The organism is Pleomorphomonas sp. PLEO (genome assembly GCF_041320595.1).
Taxonomy (GTDB): domain Bacteria; phylum Pseudomonadota; class Alphaproteobacteria; order Rhizobiales; family Pleomorphomonadaceae; genus Pleomorphomonas.
On the sequence record NZ_CP166625.1, the window covers coordinates 2354138 to 2375858 of the forward strand.

The following is a 21721-nucleotide window of genomic DNA, read 5'->3' on the forward strand; positions in this document are numbered from 1 at the left end:
CGCGGCAAATTGGCGTTGGGCTTGGTTATACAGCCTCGGCGAGCGATAGCAGGTTGTGCAATTTTTAAGAGGAAATAGTTTCCAAAAAGTATCTAGAATTCGGTCGTTCTCGGACGCACCGTCGACTGGCGGACGATCAGGCGCAGCTTTACCACCGTCCGCTTGGATGGCGCCGCTTTGCCGGCCAGCTTGTTCAAAAGGCGCTGCGTTGCCTCGCGCCCCAGCGTGTCGGCGGGAATATTGACCGTCGTCAGTTCTGGGGCGAGCAGGCGGGCGAACTCGATATCATTGAAGCCGACGACTGAAAGCTCGTTCGGAATGGATAGGCCAAGCTGCCTTGCCGCGCGGTAGGCCGCTCCGGCAAGCAGATCGTCGTCGCAGGCAATGGCGGTGACGCCCGTTTCGATCAGACGCTTTGCCGCCTCGGTGGCGGCGTCGATGTCGAAGGTCGAGGCAACGTGCCATTGGGGATTGGTTTTGATACCGACGCGTTCGAGCTCCGCCAGGAACGACACCCGGCGATTGCGGAAGGTCAGTTTTGGATACTCGGCGGCAAAATGGCCGATCTTGCGATGCCCGAGGTCGGTAAGATGGCCGACCACCGATTTCATCGCCGCGTCGATCGACAGGTCGACACCCGACAGGGCGGGCGTATCGCTCTCGACCATGACGACGCGGTCGCTCACGTCGACAAACCTTGCTTCCGCCTCCGCGTCCGGTGAGTAGGTGATGCATCCGGCAATCATCCGGCCACGGATCATGCCGACCAAGCGCTCGCTCCACAGCGGATCGGTCATCGTGTCGACCAAGAGAACCGAATAGCCTTGCTCGCGGGCTGCGATCTCGGCGGCGACCAGCACCTCACCGAAAAACGGCTGCTTGATATCAGGGACGGCGAAGGCCAGCGTTTTGCCAACGCCCGTGCGCAGCGTCTGGGCCGAGACGTTCGGCCGGTAGCCCAGACGGGCGGCGGCCTCTCGAACAAGTTCGCGCGTCGCCGGCGACACGCGGCCCTCGGCCTTGCCATTCAAGACCAGGGACACCGTCGACTGCGAAACGTTGGTTTCCCTGGCGACGTCGAGGCTGGTCACCAGTGGGCTGGTCTTGTCGCTTCCGGCCAAATGAGGTCCCCTTTGCCCGCCGCCTGTTCCCATGCCCGGTCTCGCAGACATAGCGCAGGGATAGGCTGCTTGTGAACAGCCACATCATACGTTTGACTAGCGTCATACGTTTGACTAACCTTGGCGGCATCGGATCGGACCGAACGCCAGTGCACACTCGGAGGGAAACCCATGGCAACCAGGATCGAATGGGTGGGTTCGAACACCCGCCTTTTACGGCAGATCGCCGAGGAATTTCGCGGTACACAGCCCTTCGCCGGCATGACCATCGGCACCGGCATCCATCTTGAGCCGAAGACCGTGGCTCTCCTGCTTACGCTTAAGGAGGGCGGCGCCAAGCTGGTGGCGACGGGCAACCTCAACACGACGCAGGCCGACGCCGTCGCCTATCTGCGCGAGCGCGGCATCACCGTCATCGGCGAAGCGACGCGCGACCCGATCAAGCACCTGGGATTCCTCAAGGAAGTTTTGGCGAGCAAGCCGGACATTCTGCTCGACAACGGCGGCGACCTGTTCGACCTGTGGCGGCAAAACCCGAACGGCAACCTTCTCGGCGGCACGGAAGAGACGACATCGGGCAGGGCGCGCCTCGAGCCGCTGCGGTCCTCGCTCAACTTGCCGATCCTCGTCATCAACGACAGCCCGATCAAGCAGTTCGCGGAAAACGAACACGCCGTCGGCCAGAGCGTTCTTGAGTCCTACATGCGCATCACCAACCGGGTAACCAATGGCCAACGGGTGACCGTGTTTGGCTATGGCGCCTGCGGGCGCGGCGTGGCGGAGAATTTCAAGGGCGCGCATGCCAAGGTCAGCGTCGTCGACCGGGATCCGCTCAAGCGGCTGCAAGCCCATCTCGACGGTTATGACACGCCCTCCCGGGACGAGGCGATCGCCAGCGCCGACTTCATCGTCACCGTGACCGGTGGCGGCGAGGTGCAGAGCGCCAGCGACTTGCCGCTGTTCAAGAGCAACGTCATCCTGGCCAACGCCGGTCATTTCCCGACGGAGATCAACAATGCCGCGATCACCGGCAGCCCCGAGGTCGTCTCGACGGACGTGTTTTCCGACGGCATCGCCAGCCTGACGCTGAGGGACGGCCGCACCATCCACATCATCGCCGAGGGACACATGTTCAATCTGGCGGGCGCCCGTCCCCTAGGCAACTCCATCGAGTCCATGGACCTCGGCTTTGCCCTTCAGGCGCGCTGCCTTGAAGCGGTGGCGCTGCGCCGCGTCGATGCCACGAGCTGCGTCGTCCCGGTGCCGCGCGATATCGATGAGCGGGTGGCCAACGCCTATCTCGACCATTGCTATGGCCCTGCCCAATAAGCTAGCCGAGGAACAGGCGGCCGACATCGCCGGCTCGGCGATGGGCGCTTCGAGGTCGTCGGAGGATATCGACCTCACCATCGGCGACGTGGCGAACATCCGCTTTGCGGAGCGCGACCTCACGACGGGACCTTCGGACTGTCGACCCGAATGGACTGATCGGCGGCGGCCGCGGTTAATCGCCGATCGGCAGTCGCGGGTCGTCGACTTTGAGGACGTTGAGATTCTGCTTGATCCGGCGCAGGGTTTCGAGGCTCGACGGCCCGATCGCCTCGGCGGTCGCCATCGCCAGCATGTCGACCACCGCCAGCATGGCGAAGCGCGACGACGACGGGCGATAGAGGCCGCCGTCCTCCTGCACCGCGAAAGGAATGACGAGATCCGAGCCCGCGGCCAGTTCCGAGCCTGTCGCGGTGACGGCGATCACGCGGCCACCGTATTGCTGGGTGATCCAGGCCGCGTCCTTTTGCGATTTTACCGCGCCGGAAATCGAGAAAACCACCAGTACTGTCCGATTGTTACCGGACGCGGCGGTCATGCGTTGCATCTCGCCGTCCACGTGGGCGACGGCGTGCAGACCCAGGCGGAACAGCCGGTTCTGCAGTTCGACGGCGGCCATCGACGAGGTGCCGCCCGAGCCAAAGGCCAGCACCAGACCGGCGCCGGCGATCAGACTGCCGGTGCGCTTGAGCGCTTCCGGATCGAGAGTGGTCCGCAGGCGCTGCACCGCCTCGACCGCGCCATCGCAAACATTTTCAACCAGCCAACTGTCGCTATGGGCCGGCTCCTGCGCGTCCGCGCGCAGATAGGCGCCGCCCACGGCAAGCGCCTGCGCCAGCAGCAGCTTGAAGGCGCGGATGCCGTCGCAACCGAGCGTACGGCAGAAGCGGGTGACGGTCGGCTCGCTGACGTCGGCGCGGGCGGCAATCTCGGCGATCGGCGCGTTGGTTGCCCAGTCGAGATCGGCCAGCACCACGGCGGCGATGCGGCGATCCGAACGGGAGCCGGTTTCCGCCAACTCCCGGATCCGGGCGACGATGTCGACGATAACGCTCACGCGCGGCTCCATGGTTCGGAATGGCCAGTGCCGCCCTGGAGCGGCATGAAACTTTCCTGCATTTCGACGATATTGGATCGAGGGCAGAACGCTTCGCAGATAGCCTAAACAATATGCAGAATCCAGCTTTGTCAGGATTTTCAACACAAATGTAATTAAGCAACATGAAATGTCGCTTGCAGGGCGCCAATTTTGTGGTAAATGTAATTTAGAAACATGAAACTTTCCGAGATTTGATCGGCCCGCACCTTGAGGGCTTCGGAACGTCGGCAGGATAACCTGTCCGCGAACGGGTCATCGTAGGTTGTCGAGAACAGGAGCGCCGAGGTCGTGACAAGCCAGCCCGCCATCACTCAACCGGAATCCAGGCCGCCGCTAGCGCTGGTGCTTGGCATTCAGAGGCCAGCAATTTCGGACGACGAGTTTGCCTTCTTCCGCGAGGCCAATCCGCTCGGGCTGCTGCTGGCACGCCGCAACATGCGAACCATCGAGCAGACGCGCGAGTTGTGCGCCCGGTTCCGCGAGGCGGTTGGCAGGCCTGACGCCCCCATTCTCACCGACCAGGAAGGCGGCAAGATTTCGCACCTCGACTCCGGCGCCTGGCCGCTGTTTCGCCCGTTCGCCGAATTCGGCGCGCTGGCCGACAAGGCCGGCATGGAGGTGGCGCTGCAGGCCATGCGTCTATCGACGCTGGCCATGGGCCAGATGATGGCCGAAGTCGGTCTGGACAGTGGCTGCTCGCCGGTGCTCGACCTGCGCATGCCCGATGCCGACCCGGTGATCGGCACCCGCGCCTTTAGCCCCGATCCGGAGGTTGTCACGGCCTTCGGCCGGGTCGTGATCGATGCCTTCCTGGAGGTCGGTGTGCTGCCGATCATGAAGCACATTCCCGGCCACGGCCGCGCCACTGGCGACAGCCACAAGATGCGACCCGTGGTGAACGCGAGTGGCGCCGAGCTGACAGCTACCGATTTCGCCCCGTTTGCCAGATTGAACGATACGCCCTGGGCGATGGTTTCCCATGTGGTCTACGCGGCCTTCGACGCCGACCTGCCGGCCTCGGTCTCGCCGACCATCATCAACGACGTTATTCGCGGCCAGCTCGGATATGCCGGCGTGCTGATATCCGATTGCGTGTTCATGAATTCGCTTCAAGGCCCAGTGCACGAGCGCGTCACCCAGGTACTGGACGGCGGCTGCGACATCGCCCTGCATTGCCACGGTGAGTTGCCGGAGATGCAAAGGGCCGCCGCCGCGGCCCGGCCGTTGACGCAGGCGGCGACCGTCAGGCTGGCCGCGGCCGACGCCCGGCGCGGCCAGACCAAGGTCGACTACACCAGTTTGCATCGGGAAGTGGAAGCGATCTTCCATGTCGCGGGCATTTGAAGGCTGGTCCGGGGGGCAGGGACCTTCCGGCCACAAGTGACGGAAATCATGGGATGACGCGGCGCCGTCGGGTAGCGGCGCGTGTCATGACCGCGAACAACGCTGGCCACCAAGTGTCGGCGATAATAACCAGAGAGGGACATTATGAAACAGATCAAGACAGCGGCCTTGGCCGCGAGTTTTCTATCACTTCTGGCCGGTGGAGCCTTGGCCGACAGCCGACCGCTGACCGTCAACATCGAGGATGCCACCAGTTGGGTGCGCAATTTCAATCCGTTCATGGTGGGAACGGCGCGCGAAAGTACGCTGGACTTCATCTATGAGCCCTTGATGATCTTCAACAAATACCAGAACGACAAGGTGACTTACCGGCTGGCCACGGCCTATGCGCTGTCAGACGATCTCAAGAGTGTCACCTTCACCTTCCGCGACGGCGTCCTGTGGTCGGATGGCCAGCCCCTGACCATCAAGGACGTTCTGTTCACCTACGCCTTCATCAAGAAGACGCCGGCGCTGGACGCCACCGGCATTTGGGCCAAGCTCGACACGGTCGAGGCGGTTGGGACCGATCAGGTCAAGTTTACTTTCAAGGCGCCGAGTTCGCTCGCCGCCGCCAAGATCAACGACGTGCCGATCGTGCCAGAACACGTCTGGAAGGACGTGGCCAATCCGGCGACCTTCGCCAACGACACCCCGGTCGGCAGCGGTCCGATGACCGAAATCCCGCGCTTCACCGAACAGACCTACGACCAATGCCGCAACCCGCATTACTGGGATGCCGCCAATCTCAAGGTCGACTGCCTGCGTTTCCCCGAACTCGGCACCAACGACCAGATGCTGACGGCTCTGGCCAGCGGCGATCTCGACTGGGGCGCGGCCTTCATACCCGAAATCCAAAAGACCTATATCGCTGCCGACCCCGATCACTTCCATTATTGGTTCCCGCCGGGCACGCTGGTCGGCTTCATCTTCAACCTGGAAAGCAGCGACCCCGGCAACCGCAAAGCCTTCGACGACATAAAGTTCCGCCGTGCCGTGTCGATGGCTTTCGACCGCGATGCCATGGTCAACGTCGCCGCCTATGGCTATCCGACGCCCAACACCGATGCGAGCGGCATCGGCGCTTCCTTCCCGACCTGGACGGATCAGGCCGTCGTCGACAAGCACAAGGCCGAGATGACATATGATGTCGACGCGGCCAAGAAGGCTTTGGCCGACGCTGGCTACGTGGACAAGGATGGAGACGGCTTCGTCGACAATCCCGATGGTAGCAAGATCAAGTTCGACGTCATCGTCCCCAACGGCTGGACCGACTGGGTCAGCACCGTGCAAATCGCCGTCGAGGGCATGAATGCCATCGGCATCGACGCCAAGATGGTGACGCCAGAAAGCGCGGTCTGGCAGAGCCAGATCGCCGACGGCAGCTTCCAGATGGCGATCAATTCCTGGCACAGCCGGGCGACGCCCTTCTACACCTATTACGAAGCCTTCAACGAGGGGAGCATCGGCAAGACCCGCTTCGCCGGTCATCGGTATCATGACGACGCAGTGCAGCAGTTGCTCGCGGCGTATGAGGCGACCGCCGACAGTGCCAAGCAGCATGACATCGTTCATCAGCTGCAGGCCAAGATCGCCGATGCGCTACCGTTCCTGCCGGTGTTCAACAACCCGATCTGGTACGAATATTCGTCGCGCCACTTCACCGGCTGGGCCGACAAGGACAACCCCTGGATCGATCCCTCGTCCTATTCGGAGCATTATCGCCTGCTGCAGTTGCTGGCGTTGAAGCCGACCGGAATGTGAGCCGAGCCCGTATCCGGGCGGCTCCCCCACGCCCGTCCGGAATTTTCGGCCCGCGTGACCGCCGGGGTTCCTCTGGCCCCGGCGGATCCTTGCGAGGAGAGGCACCATGTCCTTCGTCTTCCGGCGGTTCGGCTACTACCTGATGGCCTTTTGGGTTGCCGCCACCGTCAATTTCTTTCTGCCGCGCCTGATGCCGGGCGACCCGGTGGCGATGATGTTCGCCCATTCAAGCGACCGGCTGTCGCCCGACAACATCGCCGCCTTGCGCAAGACCTTCGGCTTCGTCGACGGCCCGCTGCCGCTGCAGTATCTCGCCTATCTCAGAAGCGTGCTCACCGGCGACCTCGGGCTGTCCATCAAGTTCTATCCGGCGCCGGTCACGACCGTTCTCGGCCACGCTCTGGTTTGGACGCTGCTGTTGGTCGGGGTCTCGACGCTTTTGAGCTTTCTGATCGGCTCGCTGATCGGCGCCCGGGCCGCCTGGCGGCGCGACGGCGTTTTCGATCTGATCGCCACCACTTGGGGCGTGATCGCCAACGCCGTTCCGGCGGTCGTGCTGGCGATGCTCATCCTGTTCTGTTTCGGCATCTCGCTGAGGCTTCTGCCGACCGGCTACGCCTATGACACGGCGCTCGACCCGGCCTGGTCATTCGCCTTTGTCGGCAGCGTGATCGCCCACGCCGTGATGCCGGTGGCGGCGTTGTCGATCGTGCTGACCGGCGGCTTTCTCATCAACATGCGCAACAACATCATCAACCTGATCGGCGACGACTATCTGGTGATGGCCGAGGCCAAGGGGCTGTCCGAGCGCAAGATCTTGATCGGCTATGGCTTACGCAACGCGCTGTTGCCGACCGTCACCAATCTCGCCATTACCATCGGTCAAGTGTTCGCCGGCTCGCTGGTGACGGAGGTTGTGTTCAACTACCCCGGCGTCGGCAATACGCTTTATGTGGCGATCCTCGCCCGCGATTATCCCCTGATCCAAGGCCAGCTCATCGTGATGACCGCCGCCATGCTGGCCGCCAATTTCATCGCCGACCTCAGCTACGTGCTGATCGATCCGCGTCTGAGGAGGGCCTGACCATGGACGGTTCGCTTCGGATCCTGGTCCGTAACCGCAAGGCGCTGTGCGGCCTCGTCATCGTCGCCGTCCTGATCCTGCTGGCGCTGGCGGCGCCCGTGTTCGCCCCCTTCGAACCCATGCGCCGCATTGGTCATCCGCACGAGGCGCCGGGGCTGGCCCATCTGCTCGGCACCACCCGCATGGGCCAGGACGTGTGGAGTCAGCTGGTCTACGGCAGTCGCACGTCGCTCGCGGTCGGGTTCGCCGCCGGCACGCTGATCACTGTGATCGGCACGCTGCTCGGTCTGGTCGCCGGCTATTTCGGCGGTCGTGTCGATGGTGCCATCAACACCGCCACCAATGTGGTGCTGGTGATCCCCAACCTGCCGCTGCTGCTGGTTCTGTCGGCTTTTCTCGGATCGGTGGGGCCGGGCGTGATCGTGCTGATCATCGCCTCTACCGCCTGGGCCTGGGGCGCGCGCGTTACACGCGCTCAGGTGATGTCCTTGCGCGAAAAGGACTTCATTCGCATCTCGGAGATTGGCGCCGAACCCACTTGGCGCATTCTGCTGGTGGAACTGCTGCCCAATCTGATCTCCATCGTTGCCATCAATCTCATCGGCTCGATCACTTATTCGGTGATGACCGAGGCGACGCTGGAATTCCTCGGCCTGGGCAATCCGCAGGCGGTGTCCTGGGGCACCATGCTCTACAACGCCCAGAATTCCGCCGCCATGGCCGTTGGCGCCTGGTGGGAGGTGTTGGCGCCGTCGGCGGCGTTGGTCCTGCTCGGTGTCGGGTTATCGCTGATCAATTTCGCCGTCGATGAAATCTCCAATCCGCGCCTGCGTACCGGCGTGGTCCATCGCCGTTGGCTGGCGCGCCTGGCGCGCGCACGAGGTGCCGCATGAACGCCACCGACTCTCTGCTCGCCGTCCGTGACCTGACGGTCGACTATGTCGGGCCACAAACGGACACCACCGTCGTCGACCACGTGAGTTTCGACATCGCTCCCGGCGAGGTGTTCGGTCTGGCCGGCGAGTCCGGCTGTGGCAAGAGCACCATCGCCTATTCCATCTGCCGGCTGCTCAAGGCACCAGCGGTGATCGCCGACGGTGAAATCCGCTTCGAGGGGCGCGATCTGCTCGAATTGTCGCCCGTGGAGATGGCCGGTGTCCGCTGGTCGCGCATTTCCATGGTGTTCCAGAGCGCCATGAACGCGCTCAATCCGGTTACCACCATAGAGGCGCAGTTCCGCGACGTGCTGGCCGCGCATGCCGGGCTCGGCCGGGCCGACGCTCGCGAGAGGGCAGCCGAGCTGCTGCGGCTGGTCGATATCGCGCCAGACCGTTTGCGGGACTATCCGCACCAGTTCTCCGGCGGCATGCGCCAGCGCATCGTCATCGCCATCGCGTTGGCGCTCAATCCGCGCCTCGTCATCATGGACGAGCCGACCACCGCGCTCGACGTCATCGTCCAGCGGGAGATCCTGGACAAGATCGCCGACCTCAGGGCCCGCTTCGGCTTTTCCATCCTGTTCATCACCCACGACCTCGGCCTGATGGTTGAGTATTGCGATCGGATCGCCGTCATGCGGAAGGGACGCATCGTCGAACAGGGGGCGGCGCAACGTATCCACCGTGCGCCGGAGCACCCCTATACCCAAAACTTGTGGGCGTCGCTGCCGCGCTTGCCCCGGTCTGGTCAGCCCCCGTTCTTGGCGGGAGGCCGCTGATGACCATCACCTCAAGCCTGCTCGCGCTGGATGGCGTCGACAAGGTCTATGGCCGGGAGCCGCGCGCGGTGCGGGCGCTCTCTGGTGTCAGTCTGGCGCTCATGCCGGGAATGGCGCTGGCGCTGGTCGGTGGTTCGGGCAGCGGCAAGACCACCTGCGCCCGCCTCCTGACCGGTCTTGAGGCCCCAACGCGCGGTCGAGTGCTGTTCAAGGGGAAGGACTGGCACGCCACCTCCGGTCTCGCAGCGCGGCGGACGTTCGCCCGCGCCGTGCAGATTGTGTTTCAGGACCCTTTCGCCGTTCTCAACCCCGTCCACACCATCCATCACCATCTGGCACGACCGCTCTTGCGCTATCACGGACGCCGATCCGCTGGCGCTCTGCGGGAGCGGGTCGCCGAGCTGCTTGGCGACGTCGGGCTCGATGCTGAGATGATGCAGCGCTATCCCCACCAGCTGTCGGGCGGCCAGCGGCAGCGCGTCAATATCGCGCGGGCCCTCGCGGCGGAGCCGGAAGTGTTGATCGCCGATGAACCGACCTCGATGCTCGACGTGTCGCTGCGGCTCGATGTGCTCGGCATCTTCCAGCGGCTGAAGCGCGAGCGAAACGTGGCGCTCCTTTATATCACGCACGACCTCGCCACGGCCCATCACATCGCCGACCGCATCGCCGTGATGCACAAGGGCGAGTTGGTGGAGGAAGGGCCGGCGGCCGCGATCGTCGCCGATCCCCGCCATGAATACACCCGTGCGCTGCTGGCCGCCGTACCGGATCCGGACCGCAGCCGGCCCGCGGCCCTCGATACCGCTTCGGACCTTTCAAGGAGGCACCCCTGACCATGGATCTGCTGGTCAAGCTCTACGACCTCACCGCCGACGCTGCCCTCGATGCACGGCTCGCCGCCGCTGGCATCACACTGCGGCCGGCGCTGCCGCCGGAATTGCACTTGGTTACGGAGTGGATCGTCGCGCAGTTCGGCCAAGGCTGGGCCAGCGAGGCGACAGTCGCCATCTGCCGGCAGCCGGTCGGTTGTCAGATCGCCGTGCGGGGACGACAGTTGCTCGGATTTGCCTGCCATGACGCGACCGCGCGCGGGTTCTTCGGTCCAACCGGGGTTCTGGATAGCGAGCGTGGGCAGGGCATCGGGAAGGCTTTGCTGCTCAAGGCGCTTTTCGCCATGCGCGCCGAAGGCTACGGCTATGCCGTTATCGGCGGTGCCGGTCCGGTGGCCTTCTATCGTCGCGCCGTTGGTGCCATCCCGATCGAGGGCTCGGCGCCCGGGCTCTATGCCGGGCTGCTGACCTCAGGGACATAACGCCATCAGTCCGGCGGTGGTCTGTCGGGCGACCACCACCGGCTGATCACCGAAGCCATCGGCAGCGGCGACGCCGTGCGCGCCAAGGCGCTGATGATCGATCATCTCAGTGAAATCGAGGCCGAACTCGACCTGTCGGAGGCCGAGCAAAGCAGCGCCTCGCTGGCGGAGATCCCGCGGGGCTAGGGCGTCCCAAGGCCGGCGGACGGCGCCGCCACATTTTATTTACCATCGCGAAATTGGCCATCGCGACCTCTTGCCTCTTTTTGTAAACGCGTTTATTGAACGCGTATAGTGAAAGAGGCACCCATGCCACGTCCCCCTTTGTCCGATGAAGATCTCGATGCCACACGCGCCCGTTTGCTGGCTGCGATGGCCAAGTTGGTGGCGGAGAGTGGCTATGCCGCTTTCTCCATGCGGCAGCTCGCCAAGGAGGTCGGGCTGACCGCCGGCGCTCTCTATCGCTACTTTCCGACCAAGCACGCACTGTTGGTGGGGTACTGGTCGGAGTCGATTGGCGCGCTGCAGTCGGAGCTGTCGCAGATTGCCGGAGACGTTGCCGATCCGCGCGAATGCCTGCTGAAAATGGCCCGCGCCTACGTTGCCTTCGCCCTTCAAGATCGACCGCGCTTTCGCACCATGTTCCTTGAGAACGACCACGGCGAGCTCGGTGAATTCGGCAGGAGCGTAGCGCTCCTCGCACCGTTCCACATCTTTCGCGATCAAGTGGCTGCCGCCATCGATGCCGGGGCACTGAAGCCGATGGCGCCCGACATCGCCGCGCAAATCCTCTGGGCAAGCGTTCACGGCGTACTGACGCTGGCGGAAAACATCGACCCGATGGATTTCGGAGATGTCGCCGGCCTTGCCGATCTCGCGGCGCAAACCACGCTCGCCGGCCTTTCCCAACCCGGACCTTCCAAATGAGACGAGCCGCTTTCGTATGGAGCCTGCCGCTCGGCCTGCTGCTGCTCGCCGCGTGCGAGGAAAAATCCGCCAGTCCGGAAAGCTCAAGGCCGGTGCGCACGGTTGCCGTCGCGTTCGTCGACGGTCGCCAAACGATGATGCAGACGGGCACGGTGACGCCGCGCCTTGAGACGGATCTCGGCTTTCAGGTGTCCGGCCGGCTGCTGCGTCGGGCCGTCGATGTTGGCGCTCGGATCAAGGCGGGCGATCTCATCGCGGCTATCGACCCGAGCGATATCTTGAATGAGGTGAAGACGGCCGAGGCCGATGTCGCCAGTTCCAGCGCGGCCGCGACTGTCGCTCAAAGCAATCTTGATCGTCAGCGCTGGCTGTTCGACCGCCAGATCGTCGCCAAGGTGAGTGTCGAGACCGCCGAGTCCGACTGGAAGGGAGCGGTTGCCAAGCGCGACGCGGCGACGGCGACACTGGCGAATGCGCGCAACAAGCTTGGCTATGCCGATCTCCGGGCGACGATATCGGGCGTCGTCACCGCCACCGGCGCCAACGCCGGGCAGGTGGTCGGTGCCGGGCAGATGGTGGTTCGTCTCGCATCCGACACGGACAAGGACGCCAGCTTCGACGTGGCCGAAAGCGTCATCAATACGATCCCCGCCGATGTGCCGGTGCGCGTCACCCTGCTCGCCGACGCCTCCGCGTCGACACTGGGCAAGGTGCGCGAGATCAGCCCATCGGCCGATGACGCCACGCGTTCCTATCGGGTCAAGGTGGCCCTCCCGAATGCTCCCGAAGCGATGAACCTCGGCGCCACGGTGACCGGGTCCATCGTGGCGCCCGGGGTTCCGGAGGTCGAGCTTCCGGCAGCTTCCATCAGCGGTGTGGACGGCAAACCGGCGGTGTTCGTGGTCGACACGGCGACCGGCCGCCTGTCGCTGAAGCCGGTGACCGTCGACCGCTACGGTCAAGACAACGTCTTGATTTCCAAAGGGCTCGACGCCGGCGAGCGCGTCGTCATCGCCGGTGTCAGCAAGCTGAGACCCGGCCAGATCGTCTCGCTGGAGGGGGCCGCGCAATGACCGACCCGCAATCGTCCGAGCGCGCCAGCGGCGGATTCAACCTGTCGGCCTGGGCGCTCCAGCAGCAGACGCTCGTCGTCTTCCTGATGCTGATGACGCTCGCCGCCGGTGCCTGGAGCTACCTCCACCTCGGCCGCAACGAGGATCCGCCCTTTACCATCAAGACCATGGTTGTCTCCGCGGCCTGGCCGGGCGCAACGGTCACCGACACCGCCAATCTGCTCACCGACAAGATCGAGGAGAAGCTGGAGGAGACGCCCTGGCTCGATCGCCTCGACAGCTATACGCGCGGCGGCGAGGCGGTGGTCATGGTCAACCTGCGCGACGAAACCCCGCCCGGCGACGTGGCCAACATCTGGTATCAGGTGCGCAAGAAGGTCGCCGATCTCGCGCCGTCGCTGCCGAGCGGCATCAACGGGCCGTTCTTTGACGACGAGTTCGGCGACACCTTCGGCACCATCTACGCCTTTACCGCCGAGGGCTTTTCCGATCGCGAGCTTCGCGACCGGGTCAATGAGATCCGCAAGGCCCTCCTGGAGACGCCGGATGTCGGCAAGGTGCAGCTGATCGGCGCCCAGGAGGAGCAGATCGATGTCACCTTCGTACCGGCCAAGCTCGCCGCTTACGGGCTCGATCCGGAAAAGATCATGGCGGCGCTCAGCGCGCAGAACGCCGTGACGCCGGCCGGCATCATCCGCTATCCCGACGAGAAGGTGTCGCTGCGCGTCAGTGGCGCCTTTGCCTCGGAGGAAAGTCTCAAGGCGGTGACGCTGCGTCTCGGCGACCGTTTCGTGCCGCTGTCCGATCTTGCCACCATCGCCCGCGTTGCCACCGACCCGCCATCCCCGCTGTTTCGCAGCAACGGCGAGAAGGCGCTGGGCCTTGCCATTTCCATGGCGCCGACCGGCAATATCACCCAGTTCGGCGCCGCCCTGAAGGCGCGCATGGCCAGCATCGAGGCGAAGCTGCCCTATGGCATCGACGTCCATCTGGTGGCCGACCAGTCCAAGGTGGTGGAAGGGGCGGTCAATGGCTTCGTGAAGGTGCTGGCCGAAGCGATCGTCATCGTTCTCGCCGTGTCCTTCCTGTCGCTCGGCACCCGCGCCGGCCTGGTGGTGACGCTGTCCATTCCTCTTGTGCTGGCCCTGACCTTCGTCGGCATGCAGCTTTTCGGCATCGGCCTGCAGCGCATTTCGCTGGGGGCGCTGATCATCGCGCTCGGCCTTCTGGTGGACGATGCGATGATCACCGTCGAGGCGATGGTGTCGCGCCTCGAACTTGGCTGGGAGCCAACACGCGCCGCCAGCTATGCCTATGAATCGACGGCCTTCCCGATGCTGACCGGCACGCTGGTGACCATCGCCGGCTTCCTGCCGGTCGGCTTTGCCGCTTCGAGCGCCGGCGAATATTGCTACTCGCTGTTCATGGTGGTGCTGATCTCGCTGACGGCGTCCTGGATTGTCGCCGTGGTGTTTTCGCCGCTGATCGGAACCTGGGCGCTGCCGAAGCGGATCGATGGGGCCGGGCATGGCGAGGGGCGGCTCGGGCGCTTCTACGGCCGTCTCGTCGAGAGGCTCCTCGATCATGGGCTGACGACGGGCATCGCCGCCATCGCTCTCCTGGGGCTCTCGCTCTACGGTGCGACCAAGCTTCAGCAGCAGTTCTTTCCGCTTTCCGACCGGCCCGAACTTCTGGTCGATCTGACCTTGCCGCAAAACGCCTCGCTGGAGGCCACCGACCGGGCGACCCGGCGCGTCGAGGCGATGCTGCGCGGCGATCCCGAGGTGGACCATTTCTCCACTTACGTCGGCTCGGGCGCCATCCGCTTCTATCTGCCGATGGATGTGCTGCTCGATAACGACAACATTTCGCAGATCGTCGTGGTGGCCAAGGACGCCGAGCAGAGAGACGCGCTGAGGGCGAGGCTCGAGACCGCGTTCAAGGCCGATTTCCGCGACATCACGGCGCGCGTCAGCCAGCTCGAACTCGGGCCGCCGGTCGGCTGGCCCGTCAAGTATCGTGTCACCGGGCCGGACATCGCCAAGGTGCGCGATTACGCGATGCAGCTTGCCAACATCGTGGCCAAGAGTCCGCTCAGCCGTGGCGTCACTCTGACATCCGGCGAACCGCAGAAGGCGGTGCAGGTTGCCGTCAACCAGACGGAAGCCCGTGCCGTCGGGCTGTCGTCCCAGGATATCGCCAGCACGCTGGCCGTCATCTTCTCGGGCACCACGGTGACCGAAGTGCGCGACGGCGATCGCTTCGTTCCGGTGGTGGTGCGCGCTACGCCGGACGCCCGGCGCGATATCGGCACCATCGCCAATCTGCAGATCACCGGCGCCAACGGCCGCAGCATCCCGTTGCGGCAGATTGCGACCCTCTCCTATGGCGTCGAGGATCCCATCATCTGGCGGCGGCAGCGCGAGCCGATCATCACCGTTGAGGCCGATACGGTTGCCGGCGCCGAGGCGGCGACCGTGGTGAGCGATCTGGGGCCGGCGATCGCGCAATTCCGCGCCGGCTTGCCGCAAGGCTATGACGTGGCAGTGGGCGGCACGGTGGAGGAGGCGGACAAGGGCAACCAGTCGATCCTCGCCGTGGTGCCGATGATGCTGGCCGTCATGATCACGCTGCTGATGCTGCAGCTCCGGAGCTTCACGCGAACGACGATTGCCCTGTTGATGGCGCCGTTCGGCCTGATCGGCGTGGTTGGCGCCATGCTGCCCTCGGGCAGCGCCATGGGGTTCGTCGCCCAGCTCGGCGTCATTGCGTTGGCCGGCATGATCATCCGCAACGCCGTGATCCTGATCCAGGAAGTTGAGACCAACCGGGCGGCCGGGCTCGAGGCTCGCGAGGCGGTGACACGGGCTGCCCGCCACCGTTCCAGGCCCATTCTGCTGACGGCTCTCGCCGCCATCCTCGGCATGCTGCCGATCTCGCTTGAAACCTTCTGGGGCCCGATGGCCTTCGCTGTGATCGGCGGTTTGACGGCGGCCACCGTGCTGACGCTGACGCTGCTGCCGGCGGTTCTATTCGCCCTGACGAGCTACGAGCAGCGGCGGGCGAAGGTGGCAAGGCCCGCCGACGCAACGGGCGAGGGCCAAAGGACATGAGTGCCCCCAGCCCGTTGCCAATCAGGCAGTCATCATGAAGGCGACTGAGGCAAAAGATTGTGAGGAAGGGCGGTTGGCTGCGAGCTGGCCGATCTTGCTCACCGCCTCGGCCGGCATCCTGGCCCTGTTGCCGATCTCGCTTGAGATCTTCTGGGGGACGATGCCCTTCGCTGTGATTGGCGGGCTGACGGCGGCCATCGTGTTGGCGCTGTTGCTGCTGCCGGCCATTCCTTTCCTCCTGACGCACCGTGAGCGGCGGCAAGCCGCGCGCCTTGCGATGCGATCGACCCCGACCAGAGCAGGAGACGACCTCCGTCCCGCTCTTTCCCGCCCGGAGGGCATGGATCATGATGAATAAGGCAACGGATCGTCAGGAAAAGTCAGCCGGTCGGCATTTGCCGGGCGGGCGGATCGCCGGGCGGACGATGTTGGCGGTGGCATCCGGCCTGTTGCTGACCGGGTGCGCCAGCGCGACGCTGGACGAAGCGGGATATCTTCGATCCTACGCCGATCTCAAACAGGAAAACGGGCTGCTGACCAAGTCGCTCATCTCCGTCGACAAGCCCCGCGTCCTTGCCGCCACGACGGTCAATATCCTGCCGACGGCCTTTTCCAGCCATAGCGAGCCGCCGTTTACAGCCGAGCAGCGCGGACTGGTCGCCAATGCCGTCGATCGTAGTCTTTGCGAGGGGTTGAGCGAGCGCTTCACGGTCGTCCCGCTCTCGGCGCCGGCGGACGTCACCGTTCACGCCACCATCACCCATATGACGCCGACCGGCAAAGTCACCGCCGGCCTTTCCAAGGGCGCGTCGGTGGCGGCGATGGTGCTGCTGCCCGAGGTGCCGGTTCCGATTCCCCGCATTCCCATTGGCTTGGGCAGTCTGTCTCTCGAAGCCGAGGCCACGGATGCAACGGGCAGGCAATTGGCCGGCATGGTCTGGGCACGGGGCGCCAATGCGTTGACCGATCCCGGCCCGGTTGCCGACAACGGCGACGCCTATACTCTGGCCGGGGCTTTCGGCAGCGACTTCGGCACCCTGCTGGTGACCGGACTCTCACCGTTTGAGGGGATGCCTAGCCTTCCTTCGATGCAGGAGATCGGCACCTACTTCGGCAAGGACCCGAAATATGCCGCCTGCAAAGCTTTCGGCCGCAGCCCGGGACTCATCGGGACGATTGGCAACGAAGTCGGCGTGCCGCCGAGCTGGACCGACGCGGGGGCATCGCCCTCCGGCGGGACATGACGGAGCAACCGCCGCTGTGAGCGCGGCGGTTTCGATCCGGAAATTTGGCGGGCGAACTGGGTATCAGGCCTGACGAGCTTTGCGGTTGGCGTAGCGCCGGTCGCGCTCGGCTTTGCGGGCCGCTTCGTCCTCGAAGACGCGGGCGATACGCGCCTTGTTGGTGGCTTCGCGCTCTTCGGCTTCGGCTCGGGCTGCCGCTGCGATGGCGGCTTCGCGCTCGGCCGCTTCAGCGGCGATGCGGTTCTGTTCTTCCAGCTTGATCCGCTCGCGTTCGGCGCGGCGCGCTTCCCGGGCTTCGGCAATCGCCAGGCGTTCGGCCTGCTTGGCTTCGCGCTCCGGCGCGGCCGCTGCGATGGCGGCGCGATAGGCCTCGAGCTGGGCCGCTTTGGCGTCTTTGGCGGCGCTACGACGGTCGTTAAGGTCTTTGTTCTTGACGGTTTTCAAATATCTAGTCCTGTCTCAGGGTGTTACCGACGCGGTCAGGACCTGCCGGCTCGCTTGGTGGCGGGCTTGGCTGCCAGGGCGACGCTGTCCTGCTGTTCTTTGGCAAGACGGGCCTCGCGCAACCGCGTCGTCTTCTCGTTGCGGGCGACGGCGATCGAGTCAAGCTCTTCGAAGGCGCGTCCGCGCGCAAAGAACTGTGACTGTGTCTTGCCGAACGCGATCTCTGCCTGCTGACGCGGCTTGCTGTATTGCTCGGTCATCGGAGTCCTCGTGGGCTGCTCACCGGTTGGGTGGCAATAAAAAAGGCCAGGCAAATTGCCTGACCTCGTTTTGGTCTCATGCTCTCGGCAATGCCAGTATATCCGTGGTCAATGGAAAGCAGATCCCGGATATATCAGGCCGCCTGCAGATTGCTGGCCGACATCTTGCCCGACTTGCGGTCGGTTTCCATGTCGTAGCTGACCTTCTGGCCTTCGACGAGTTCGCGCATGCCAGCGCGTTCGACGGCCGAGATGTGGACGAAAGCGTCCGGGCCGCCGTTATCCGGCTGAATGAAACCGAAGCCCTTGGTGGAGTTGAACCATTTTACGGTGCCAGTGGTCATGATGAACCCTTTCCTAGCATGATTGAAAACCGTGGCGCAGAAGCGCCGCGGCGGGTGATAACGATGCTTTAAAGGGAGGATTCGTTCAAAACGCGATCGAAATCGCATTGTAACCAAAGCTCGGCAGCAAAAGATCGATGAGCGATTGTATAGGCGATTTGGTTAGGACGGTCAAGCTTCAGTTTTGCAGTACCTGAAATTGTCTTGTGGCCTGCTCTCTTGGAGTGGCGAAAATCTTGTTTGATTTGTGACTGATCGCCTCTGTTGAGCGCGCGTTCGCATCGCTCCGGTCGGACCAACCGAGACAGCCAATCGGGTCGACCCATCCTGATCCCAAGCATTCGCTTGGCGGCGAGGGGAGAGGAGGTGAGTGAAGTGAACGATCTGCCTAAACAGCCAGCCTGTCGCCTTTCAGGTTAAGAACGACGATCACGCCCTCGGCGGACCAGTCGTAGGTGACCGTCCCTCCGAGTCCTGAGACGCTTCGGCGGACCAGCTTGCTTCCATAGCCTTCCGCGGCTGCCAGAGGTTCCACCTGTGGTCCGCCGCGTTCCACCCATGTGAGTTCCAAGTCAGGACCAACGCTGTTGCCTGAAAGGTCGAGCGTTCCCGTGTCGACGGAGAGCGCGCCGTATTTCAGGGAATTTGTCGCCAGCTCGTGAATGACGAGAGACAGCGTCGTCGCAGCGGCATCGCCCACGCCCATGCGCGGGACCGCGACGCGGATGCGACCGCTGAAGGCTGCCAAGTCTTCGTAAGGGGAGAGCAGAACCGACAGAAGGTCGCCGAGGAGGGCCGACCGTCCCTGAGCGCCGGGAAGTGGCCGCACCAGATCATGCGCCCGGCCAAGGGCTGCCAGGCGCCCGGTCAACTCTTGCGCCATCTCCTTGGCGGTCGTAGTCGACTGCGAGGTGATGTTGGTCAGACCCGTCGCAATGGCCAGAAGGTTCTTGACCCGGTGACTCATTTCACCGGCCAGCAACTCGTTGCCTTCTTCGGCTTGTTTGCGTCCGGTCACATCCAGGAAAATCCCAAACACCTGATCATCGCGATCGGCGACGTCGTCACCCAGGCCGCGCGCCGAGATCCAGCGGATCTCCTCTTCCGCCATGATTCGAAAGTCGATTTCGTAAGGCCCGACAATGCCGCGCGTACCAATGAAGGCCGCACGCACGCGATCCCGGTCGGCCGGGTGAATATGAGCGGACAGATCCTCGAACTTGACCTCTCCGTCTTTCACCAGCCCCCAAAGTCTGAAGCCCTGCTCGTCCATGGTAAAGCGATCGTCGTTGACGTTCCATGCCCACAAGGCGACGCCCGCCGCGTGGATGGCGCGACGCAAATTGGCTGTTTGCCACAGGGGATCGAGAGGGTCGCTAAAGGGCATAGGGCATCGCCTTATTGCTTCGCTTGTCGCAAAACTCTCAATCAAAGCCTGGCTTTTGAAGCGGATCGCAGCTGTTCGTTATATAGGTTGATGGCGCGGGCGCGCAAAATCGATCCGACTATTACGGTCCGGACTCTTTGGTGTCCAGAAGGGATAGCGGGCCGGTGGTTTGAAGCGGATTTGTCATAGCGGTTGGGGTTTGACCCCGAGCATCCGCCGATGTCCGGCTTTTTTGCTTTCCCTTGCGAGCCGTGCGGGCTAGAACCCCGGCTAAACCCTTACCCGCTCACCCGAAGGTTGCTCCATGGCGCGCGAGTTCATTTACTACATGCACGGCACCACCAAGTCTTATGGTGGCGGCAAGAAAGTTCTCGATAACATCCACTTGCAGTTCTACCCGGACGCCAAGATCGGCGTGCTCGGCCCCAACGGCTCGGGCAAGTCGACTCTGCTGAGGATCATGGCCGGGCTCGACAAGGAATTCACCGGCGAAGCCTGGCTCGCCAAGGGCGCCACGGTCGGTTTCCTGTCGCAGGAGCCGCAGCTCGATCCGACCCTCGACGTGTTCGGCAACGTCATGCTGGGCGTCGCTAAGGACAAGGCGCTGATCGACGAATACAACGCCCTGATGATGGACTACTCGGACGAGAATGCCGAGAAGGCCACCAAGATCCAGGATATCATCGACGCCAAGAACTTGTGGGATCTCGACGGCAAGGTCGAGATGGCGATGGACGCGCTGCGCTGCCCGCCGGGCGATGCCGACGTGTCGACGCTGTCGGGCGGCGAAAAGCGCCGCGTGGCGCTGGCCAAGCTGCTGCTCGAAAACCACGACCTGTTGCTGCTCGACGAGCCGACCAACCATCTCGATGCCGAGTCGGTCGCCTGGCTGGAAAAGCACCTGCGCGAATTCCCCGGCGCCGTCTTGATCGTCACCCACGATCGCTACTTCCTCGACAATGTCACCGGCTGGATTCTGGAACTCGATCGCGGCCGCGGCATCCCCTACGAGGGCAACTATTCGGCCTATCTGACCGCCAAATCCAAGCGCCTCGAGCAGGAAGGCCGCGAGTCGGCCGCCCAGCAGCGGGCGCTCGAGAACGAGCGCGAATGGATCAGCGCCAGCCCCAAGGCGCGTCAGGCCAAGTCGAAGGCTCGTATCAAGTCCTATGACGAGTTGCTCAGGCGCAACGAGGAGCGACAGACGGTCTCCAACGTGCAGATCGTCATTCCGCCCGGTCCGCGTCTCGGCGACAATGTCATCACCGTCCAGGGCCTGTCCAAGGGCTACGGCGATCGCCTGCTGATCGACGATCTCAGCTTCGCGCTGCCGCCGGGCGGCATCGTCGGCATCATCGGCCCCAACGGCGCCGGCAAGACGACGCTGTTCCGCATGATCACCGGTCAGGAGACGCCGGATGGCGGCTCCATCGCCGTCGGCGAGACGGTGAAGCTCGGCTATGTCGACCAGAGCCGCGATGCGCTCGACCCCAACAAGACCGTCTGGGAGGAAATCTCCGGCGGCGCCGACGTCATCTATCTCGGCAAGAAGGAAGTGAACTCGCGCGCCTACTGCTCGTCGTTCAACTTCAAGGGTGGCGACCAGCAGCAGAAGGTAGGCTCGCTGTCCGGCGGCCAGCGCAACCGCGTGCACATGGCCAAGATGATCAAGTCGGGCTCCAACGTGCTGCTGCTCGACGAACCGACCAACGATCTCGACACCGAAACGCTGGCGGCTTTGGAAGACGCGCTGGAGGATTTCGCCGGCTGCGCCGTGATCATCAGCCATGATCGTATGTTCCTCGACCGCCTCGCCACGCATATCCTGGCCTTCGAGGGCGACAGCCACGTCGAATGGTTCGAGGGCAACTTCGATTCCTACGAGGAAGACAAGAAGCGCCGCCTCGGCGCCGACGCCGTCAACCCACACCGGGTGAAATACAAGCCGCTGACGCGGTGACAAGATCGGCCCGCCGCATGTGCGTGGCGGGCCAATCATGAAAGGTGAGGGGCCCCATGACCAAGGGCGCTTTCTGAGTGAACGGCTGGGCCCTTTTCACCGGCCTATGGATCGCTCGGCCACCATTTGCACACATCATTGATCCGGAGCCACAGAA

The 21721-nt window shown here is 63.9% G+C and carries 21 protein-coding genes; 14 read left to right on the top strand and 7 right to left on the bottom strand.

Going from position 1 to position 21721, the window contains the following annotated elements:
- Positions 1 to 92: 92 nt before the first annotated feature.
- Complete coding sequence (locus AB6N07_RS10925) at positions 93 to 1121, bottom strand: LacI family DNA-binding transcriptional regulator (RefSeq protein ID WP_370677833.1); 1029 nt, start codon at positions 1119 to 1121, stop codon at positions 93 to 95.
- Positions 1122 to 1292: 171 nt separating this feature from the next.
- On the opposite strand from AB6N07_RS10925, the gene AB6N07_RS10930 reads away from it, so the two are divergent.
- On the top strand, positions 1293 to 2450 hold the full coding sequence (locus tag AB6N07_RS10930) for an adenosylhomocysteinase (RefSeq protein ID WP_370677834.1): 1158 nt from the start codon (positions 1293 to 1295) through the stop codon (positions 2448 to 2450).
- A 175-nt stretch (positions 2451 to 2625) separates the two neighbouring features.
- On the opposite strand, the gene AB6N07_RS10935 is transcribed toward AB6N07_RS10930, so the two are convergent.
- Positions 2626 to 3507, bottom strand: coding sequence for a MurR/RpiR family transcriptional regulator (locus tag AB6N07_RS10935; protein WP_370677835.1), 882 nt, complete (start codon positions 3505 to 3507; stop codon positions 2626 to 2628).
- A gap of 330 nt (positions 3508 to 3837) precedes the next feature.
- Here AB6N07_RS10935 and AB6N07_RS10940 point away from each other — a divergent pair, with 330 nt between their 5' ends.
- From AB6N07_RS10940 to AB6N07_RS10970, 7 genes are all read left to right on the top strand, one after another.
- Complete coding sequence (locus AB6N07_RS10940; RefSeq protein WP_370677836.1) at positions 3838 to 4893, top strand: glycoside hydrolase family 3 N-terminal domain-containing protein; 1056 nt, start codon at positions 3838 to 3840, stop codon at positions 4891 to 4893.
- 153 nt (positions 4894 to 5046) lie between these two features.
- The gene (locus AB6N07_RS10945) at positions 5047 to 6696 is read left to right on the top strand and encodes an ABC transporter substrate-binding protein (RefSeq protein ID WP_370678219.1); all 1650 of its coding nucleotides are present in this window, start codon (positions 5047 to 5049) and stop codon (positions 6694 to 6696) included.
- 106 nt (positions 6697 to 6802) lie between these two features.
- Positions 6803 to 7780 (top strand): ABC transporter permease, encoded by a 978-nt coding sequence (locus tag AB6N07_RS10950; protein WP_370677837.1) that lies wholly within the window; start codon positions 6803 to 6805, stop codon positions 7778 to 7780.
- A 2-nt stretch (positions 7781 to 7782) separates the two neighbouring features.
- Positions 7783 to 8673, top strand: a complete 891-nt coding sequence (locus AB6N07_RS10955) for an ABC transporter permease (RefSeq protein ID WP_370677838.1) — start codon at positions 7783 to 7785, stop codon at positions 8671 to 8673.
- A complete protein-coding gene (locus AB6N07_RS10960; RefSeq protein ID WP_370677839.1) occupies positions 8670 to 9497 on the top strand; it encodes an ABC transporter ATP-binding protein in 828 nt (275 codons plus the stop codon). The genes AB6N07_RS10955 and AB6N07_RS10960 overlap by 4 nt, the downstream gene beginning before the upstream one ends.
- Complete coding sequence (locus tag AB6N07_RS10965; protein WP_370677840.1) at positions 9497 to 10333, top strand: ABC transporter ATP-binding protein; 837 nt, start codon at positions 9497 to 9499, stop codon at positions 10331 to 10333. The genes AB6N07_RS10960 and AB6N07_RS10965 overlap by 1 nt, the downstream gene beginning before the upstream one ends.
- Before the next feature lie 2 nt (positions 10334 to 10335).
- The gene (locus AB6N07_RS10970; RefSeq protein WP_370677841.1) at positions 10336 to 10812 is read left to right on the top strand and encodes a GNAT family N-acetyltransferase; all 477 of its coding nucleotides are present in this window, start codon (positions 10336 to 10338) and stop codon (positions 10810 to 10812) included.
- On the opposite strand, the gene AB6N07_RS10975 is transcribed toward AB6N07_RS10970, so the two are convergent.
- Positions 10801 to 10962, bottom strand: a complete 162-nt coding sequence (locus AB6N07_RS10975) for a hypothetical protein (protein WP_370677842.1) — start codon at positions 10960 to 10962, stop codon at positions 10801 to 10803. The two genes, AB6N07_RS10970 and AB6N07_RS10975, sit on opposite strands and share 12 nt — an antisense overlap.
- A gap of 159 nt (positions 10963 to 11121) precedes the next feature.
- Between AB6N07_RS10975 and AB6N07_RS10980 the strand changes: the two genes are divergently transcribed.
- The 5 genes from AB6N07_RS10980 (at position 11122) to AB6N07_RS11000 (ending at position 17169) form a co-directional block, all read left to right on the top strand.
- A complete protein-coding gene (locus AB6N07_RS10980; protein ID WP_370677843.1) occupies positions 11122 to 11739 on the top strand; it encodes a TetR/AcrR family transcriptional regulator in 618 nt (205 codons plus the stop codon).
- Positions 11736 to 12812: an efflux RND transporter periplasmic adaptor subunit gene (locus AB6N07_RS10985; RefSeq protein WP_370677844.1), complete on the top strand. Its 1077-nt coding sequence runs from the start codon at positions 11736 to 11738 to the stop codon at positions 12810 to 12812. Before AB6N07_RS10980 ends, AB6N07_RS10985 begins: the two co-directional genes overlap by 4 nt.
- Entirely contained in the window at positions 12809 to 15925 is a 3117-nt protein-coding gene (locus AB6N07_RS10990; protein WP_370677845.1) for an efflux RND transporter permease subunit, read from the top strand. Before AB6N07_RS10985 ends, AB6N07_RS10990 begins: the two co-directional genes overlap by 4 nt.
- 73 nt (positions 15926 to 15998) lie before the next feature.
- The gene (locus tag AB6N07_RS10995; RefSeq protein ID WP_370677846.1) at positions 15999 to 16283 is read left to right on the top strand and encodes a hypothetical protein; all 285 of its coding nucleotides are present in this window, start codon (positions 15999 to 16001) and stop codon (positions 16281 to 16283) included.
- On the top strand, positions 16273 to 17169 hold the full coding sequence (locus tag AB6N07_RS11000; RefSeq protein ID WP_370677847.1) for a DUF3313 domain-containing protein: 897 nt from the start codon (positions 16273 to 16275) through the stop codon (positions 17167 to 17169). Before AB6N07_RS10995 ends, AB6N07_RS11000 begins: the two co-directional genes overlap by 11 nt.
- Positions 17170 to 17232: 63 nt before the next feature.
- On the opposite strand, the gene AB6N07_RS11005 is transcribed toward AB6N07_RS11000, so the two are convergent.
- The 4 genes from AB6N07_RS11005 to AB6N07_RS11020 all read right to left on the bottom strand — a co-directional run bounded on the left by AB6N07_RS11005 (position 17233) and on the right by AB6N07_RS11020 (position 19604).
- Positions 17233 to 17613 (bottom strand): DUF6481 family protein, encoded by a 381-nt coding sequence (locus AB6N07_RS11005; RefSeq protein ID WP_370677848.1) that lies wholly within the window; start codon positions 17611 to 17613, stop codon positions 17233 to 17235.
- Positions 17614 to 17648: 35 nt separating this feature from the next.
- The gene (locus AB6N07_RS11010) at positions 17649 to 17873 is read right to left on the bottom strand and encodes a hypothetical protein (protein WP_370677849.1); all 225 of its coding nucleotides are present in this window, start codon (positions 17871 to 17873) and stop codon (positions 17649 to 17651) included.
- A 134-nt stretch (positions 17874 to 18007) separates the two neighbouring features.
- A complete protein-coding gene (locus AB6N07_RS11015) occupies positions 18008 to 18217 on the bottom strand; it encodes a cold-shock protein (protein ID WP_370677850.1) in 210 nt (69 codons plus the stop codon).
- A gap of 388 nt (positions 18218 to 18605) precedes the next feature.
- The gene (locus tag AB6N07_RS11020; RefSeq protein WP_370677851.1) at positions 18606 to 19604 is read right to left on the bottom strand and encodes a sensor histidine kinase; all 999 of its coding nucleotides are present in this window, start codon (positions 19602 to 19604) and stop codon (positions 18606 to 18608) included.
- 304 nt (positions 19605 to 19908) lie between these two features.
- On the opposite strand from AB6N07_RS11020, the gene ettA reads away from it, so the two are divergent.
- The gene (gene ettA / locus AB6N07_RS11025; protein WP_370677852.1) at positions 19909 to 21564 is read left to right on the top strand and encodes an energy-dependent translational throttle protein EttA; all 1656 of its coding nucleotides are present in this window, start codon (positions 19909 to 19911) and stop codon (positions 21562 to 21564) included.
- The last annotated feature ends 157 nt before the right edge of the window (positions 21565 to 21721 follow it).

Coding starts and splice junctions, on each gene's coding strand:
- AB6N07_RS10965 (WP_370677840.1), top strand. CDS start 9,497: ATGACCATCACCTCAAGCCTGCTCGCGCTGGATGGCGTCGACAAGGTC.
- AB6N07_RS10955 (WP_370677838.1), top strand. CDS start 7,783: ATGGACGGTTCGCTTCGGATCCTGGTCCGTAACCGCAAGGCGCTGTGC.
- AB6N07_RS10985 (WP_370677844.1), top strand. CDS start 11,736: ATGAGACGAGCCGCTTTCGTATGGAGCCTGCCGCTCGGCCTGCTGCTG.
- AB6N07_RS10980 (WP_370677843.1), top strand. CDS start 11,122: ATGCCACGTCCCCCTTTGTCCGATGAAGATCTCGATGCCACACGCGCC.
- AB6N07_RS11020 (WP_370677851.1), bottom strand. CDS start 19,604: ATGCCCTTTAGCGACCCTCTCGATCCCCTGTGGCAAACAGCCAATTTG.
- AB6N07_RS11010 (WP_370677849.1), bottom strand. CDS start 17,873: ATGACCGAGCAATACAGCAAGCCGCGTCAGCAGGCAGAGATCGCGTTC.
- AB6N07_RS10990 (WP_370677845.1), top strand. CDS start 12,809: ATGACCGACCCGCAATCGTCCGAGCGCGCCAGCGGCGGATTCAACCTG.
- AB6N07_RS10950 (WP_370677837.1), top strand. CDS start 6,803: ATGTCCTTCGTCTTCCGGCGGTTCGGCTACTACCTGATGGCCTTTTGG.
- ettA (WP_370677852.1), top strand. CDS start 19,909: ATGGCGCGCGAGTTCATTTACTACATGCACGGCACCACCAAGTCTTAT.
- AB6N07_RS11000 (WP_370677847.1), top strand. CDS start 16,273: ATGATGAATAAGGCAACGGATCGTCAGGAAAAGTCAGCCGGTCGGCAT.
- AB6N07_RS10930 (WP_370677834.1), top strand. CDS start 1,293: ATGGCAACCAGGATCGAATGGGTGGGTTCGAACACCCGCCTTTTACGG.
- AB6N07_RS11015 (WP_370677850.1), bottom strand. CDS start 18,217: ATGACCACTGGCACCGTAAAATGGTTCAACTCCACCAAGGGCTTCGGT.
- AB6N07_RS10970 (WP_370677841.1), top strand. CDS start 10,336: ATGGATCTGCTGGTCAAGCTCTACGACCTCACCGCCGACGCTGCCCTC.
- AB6N07_RS10960 (WP_370677839.1), top strand. CDS start 8,670: ATGAACGCCACCGACTCTCTGCTCGCCGTCCGTGACCTGACGGTCGAC.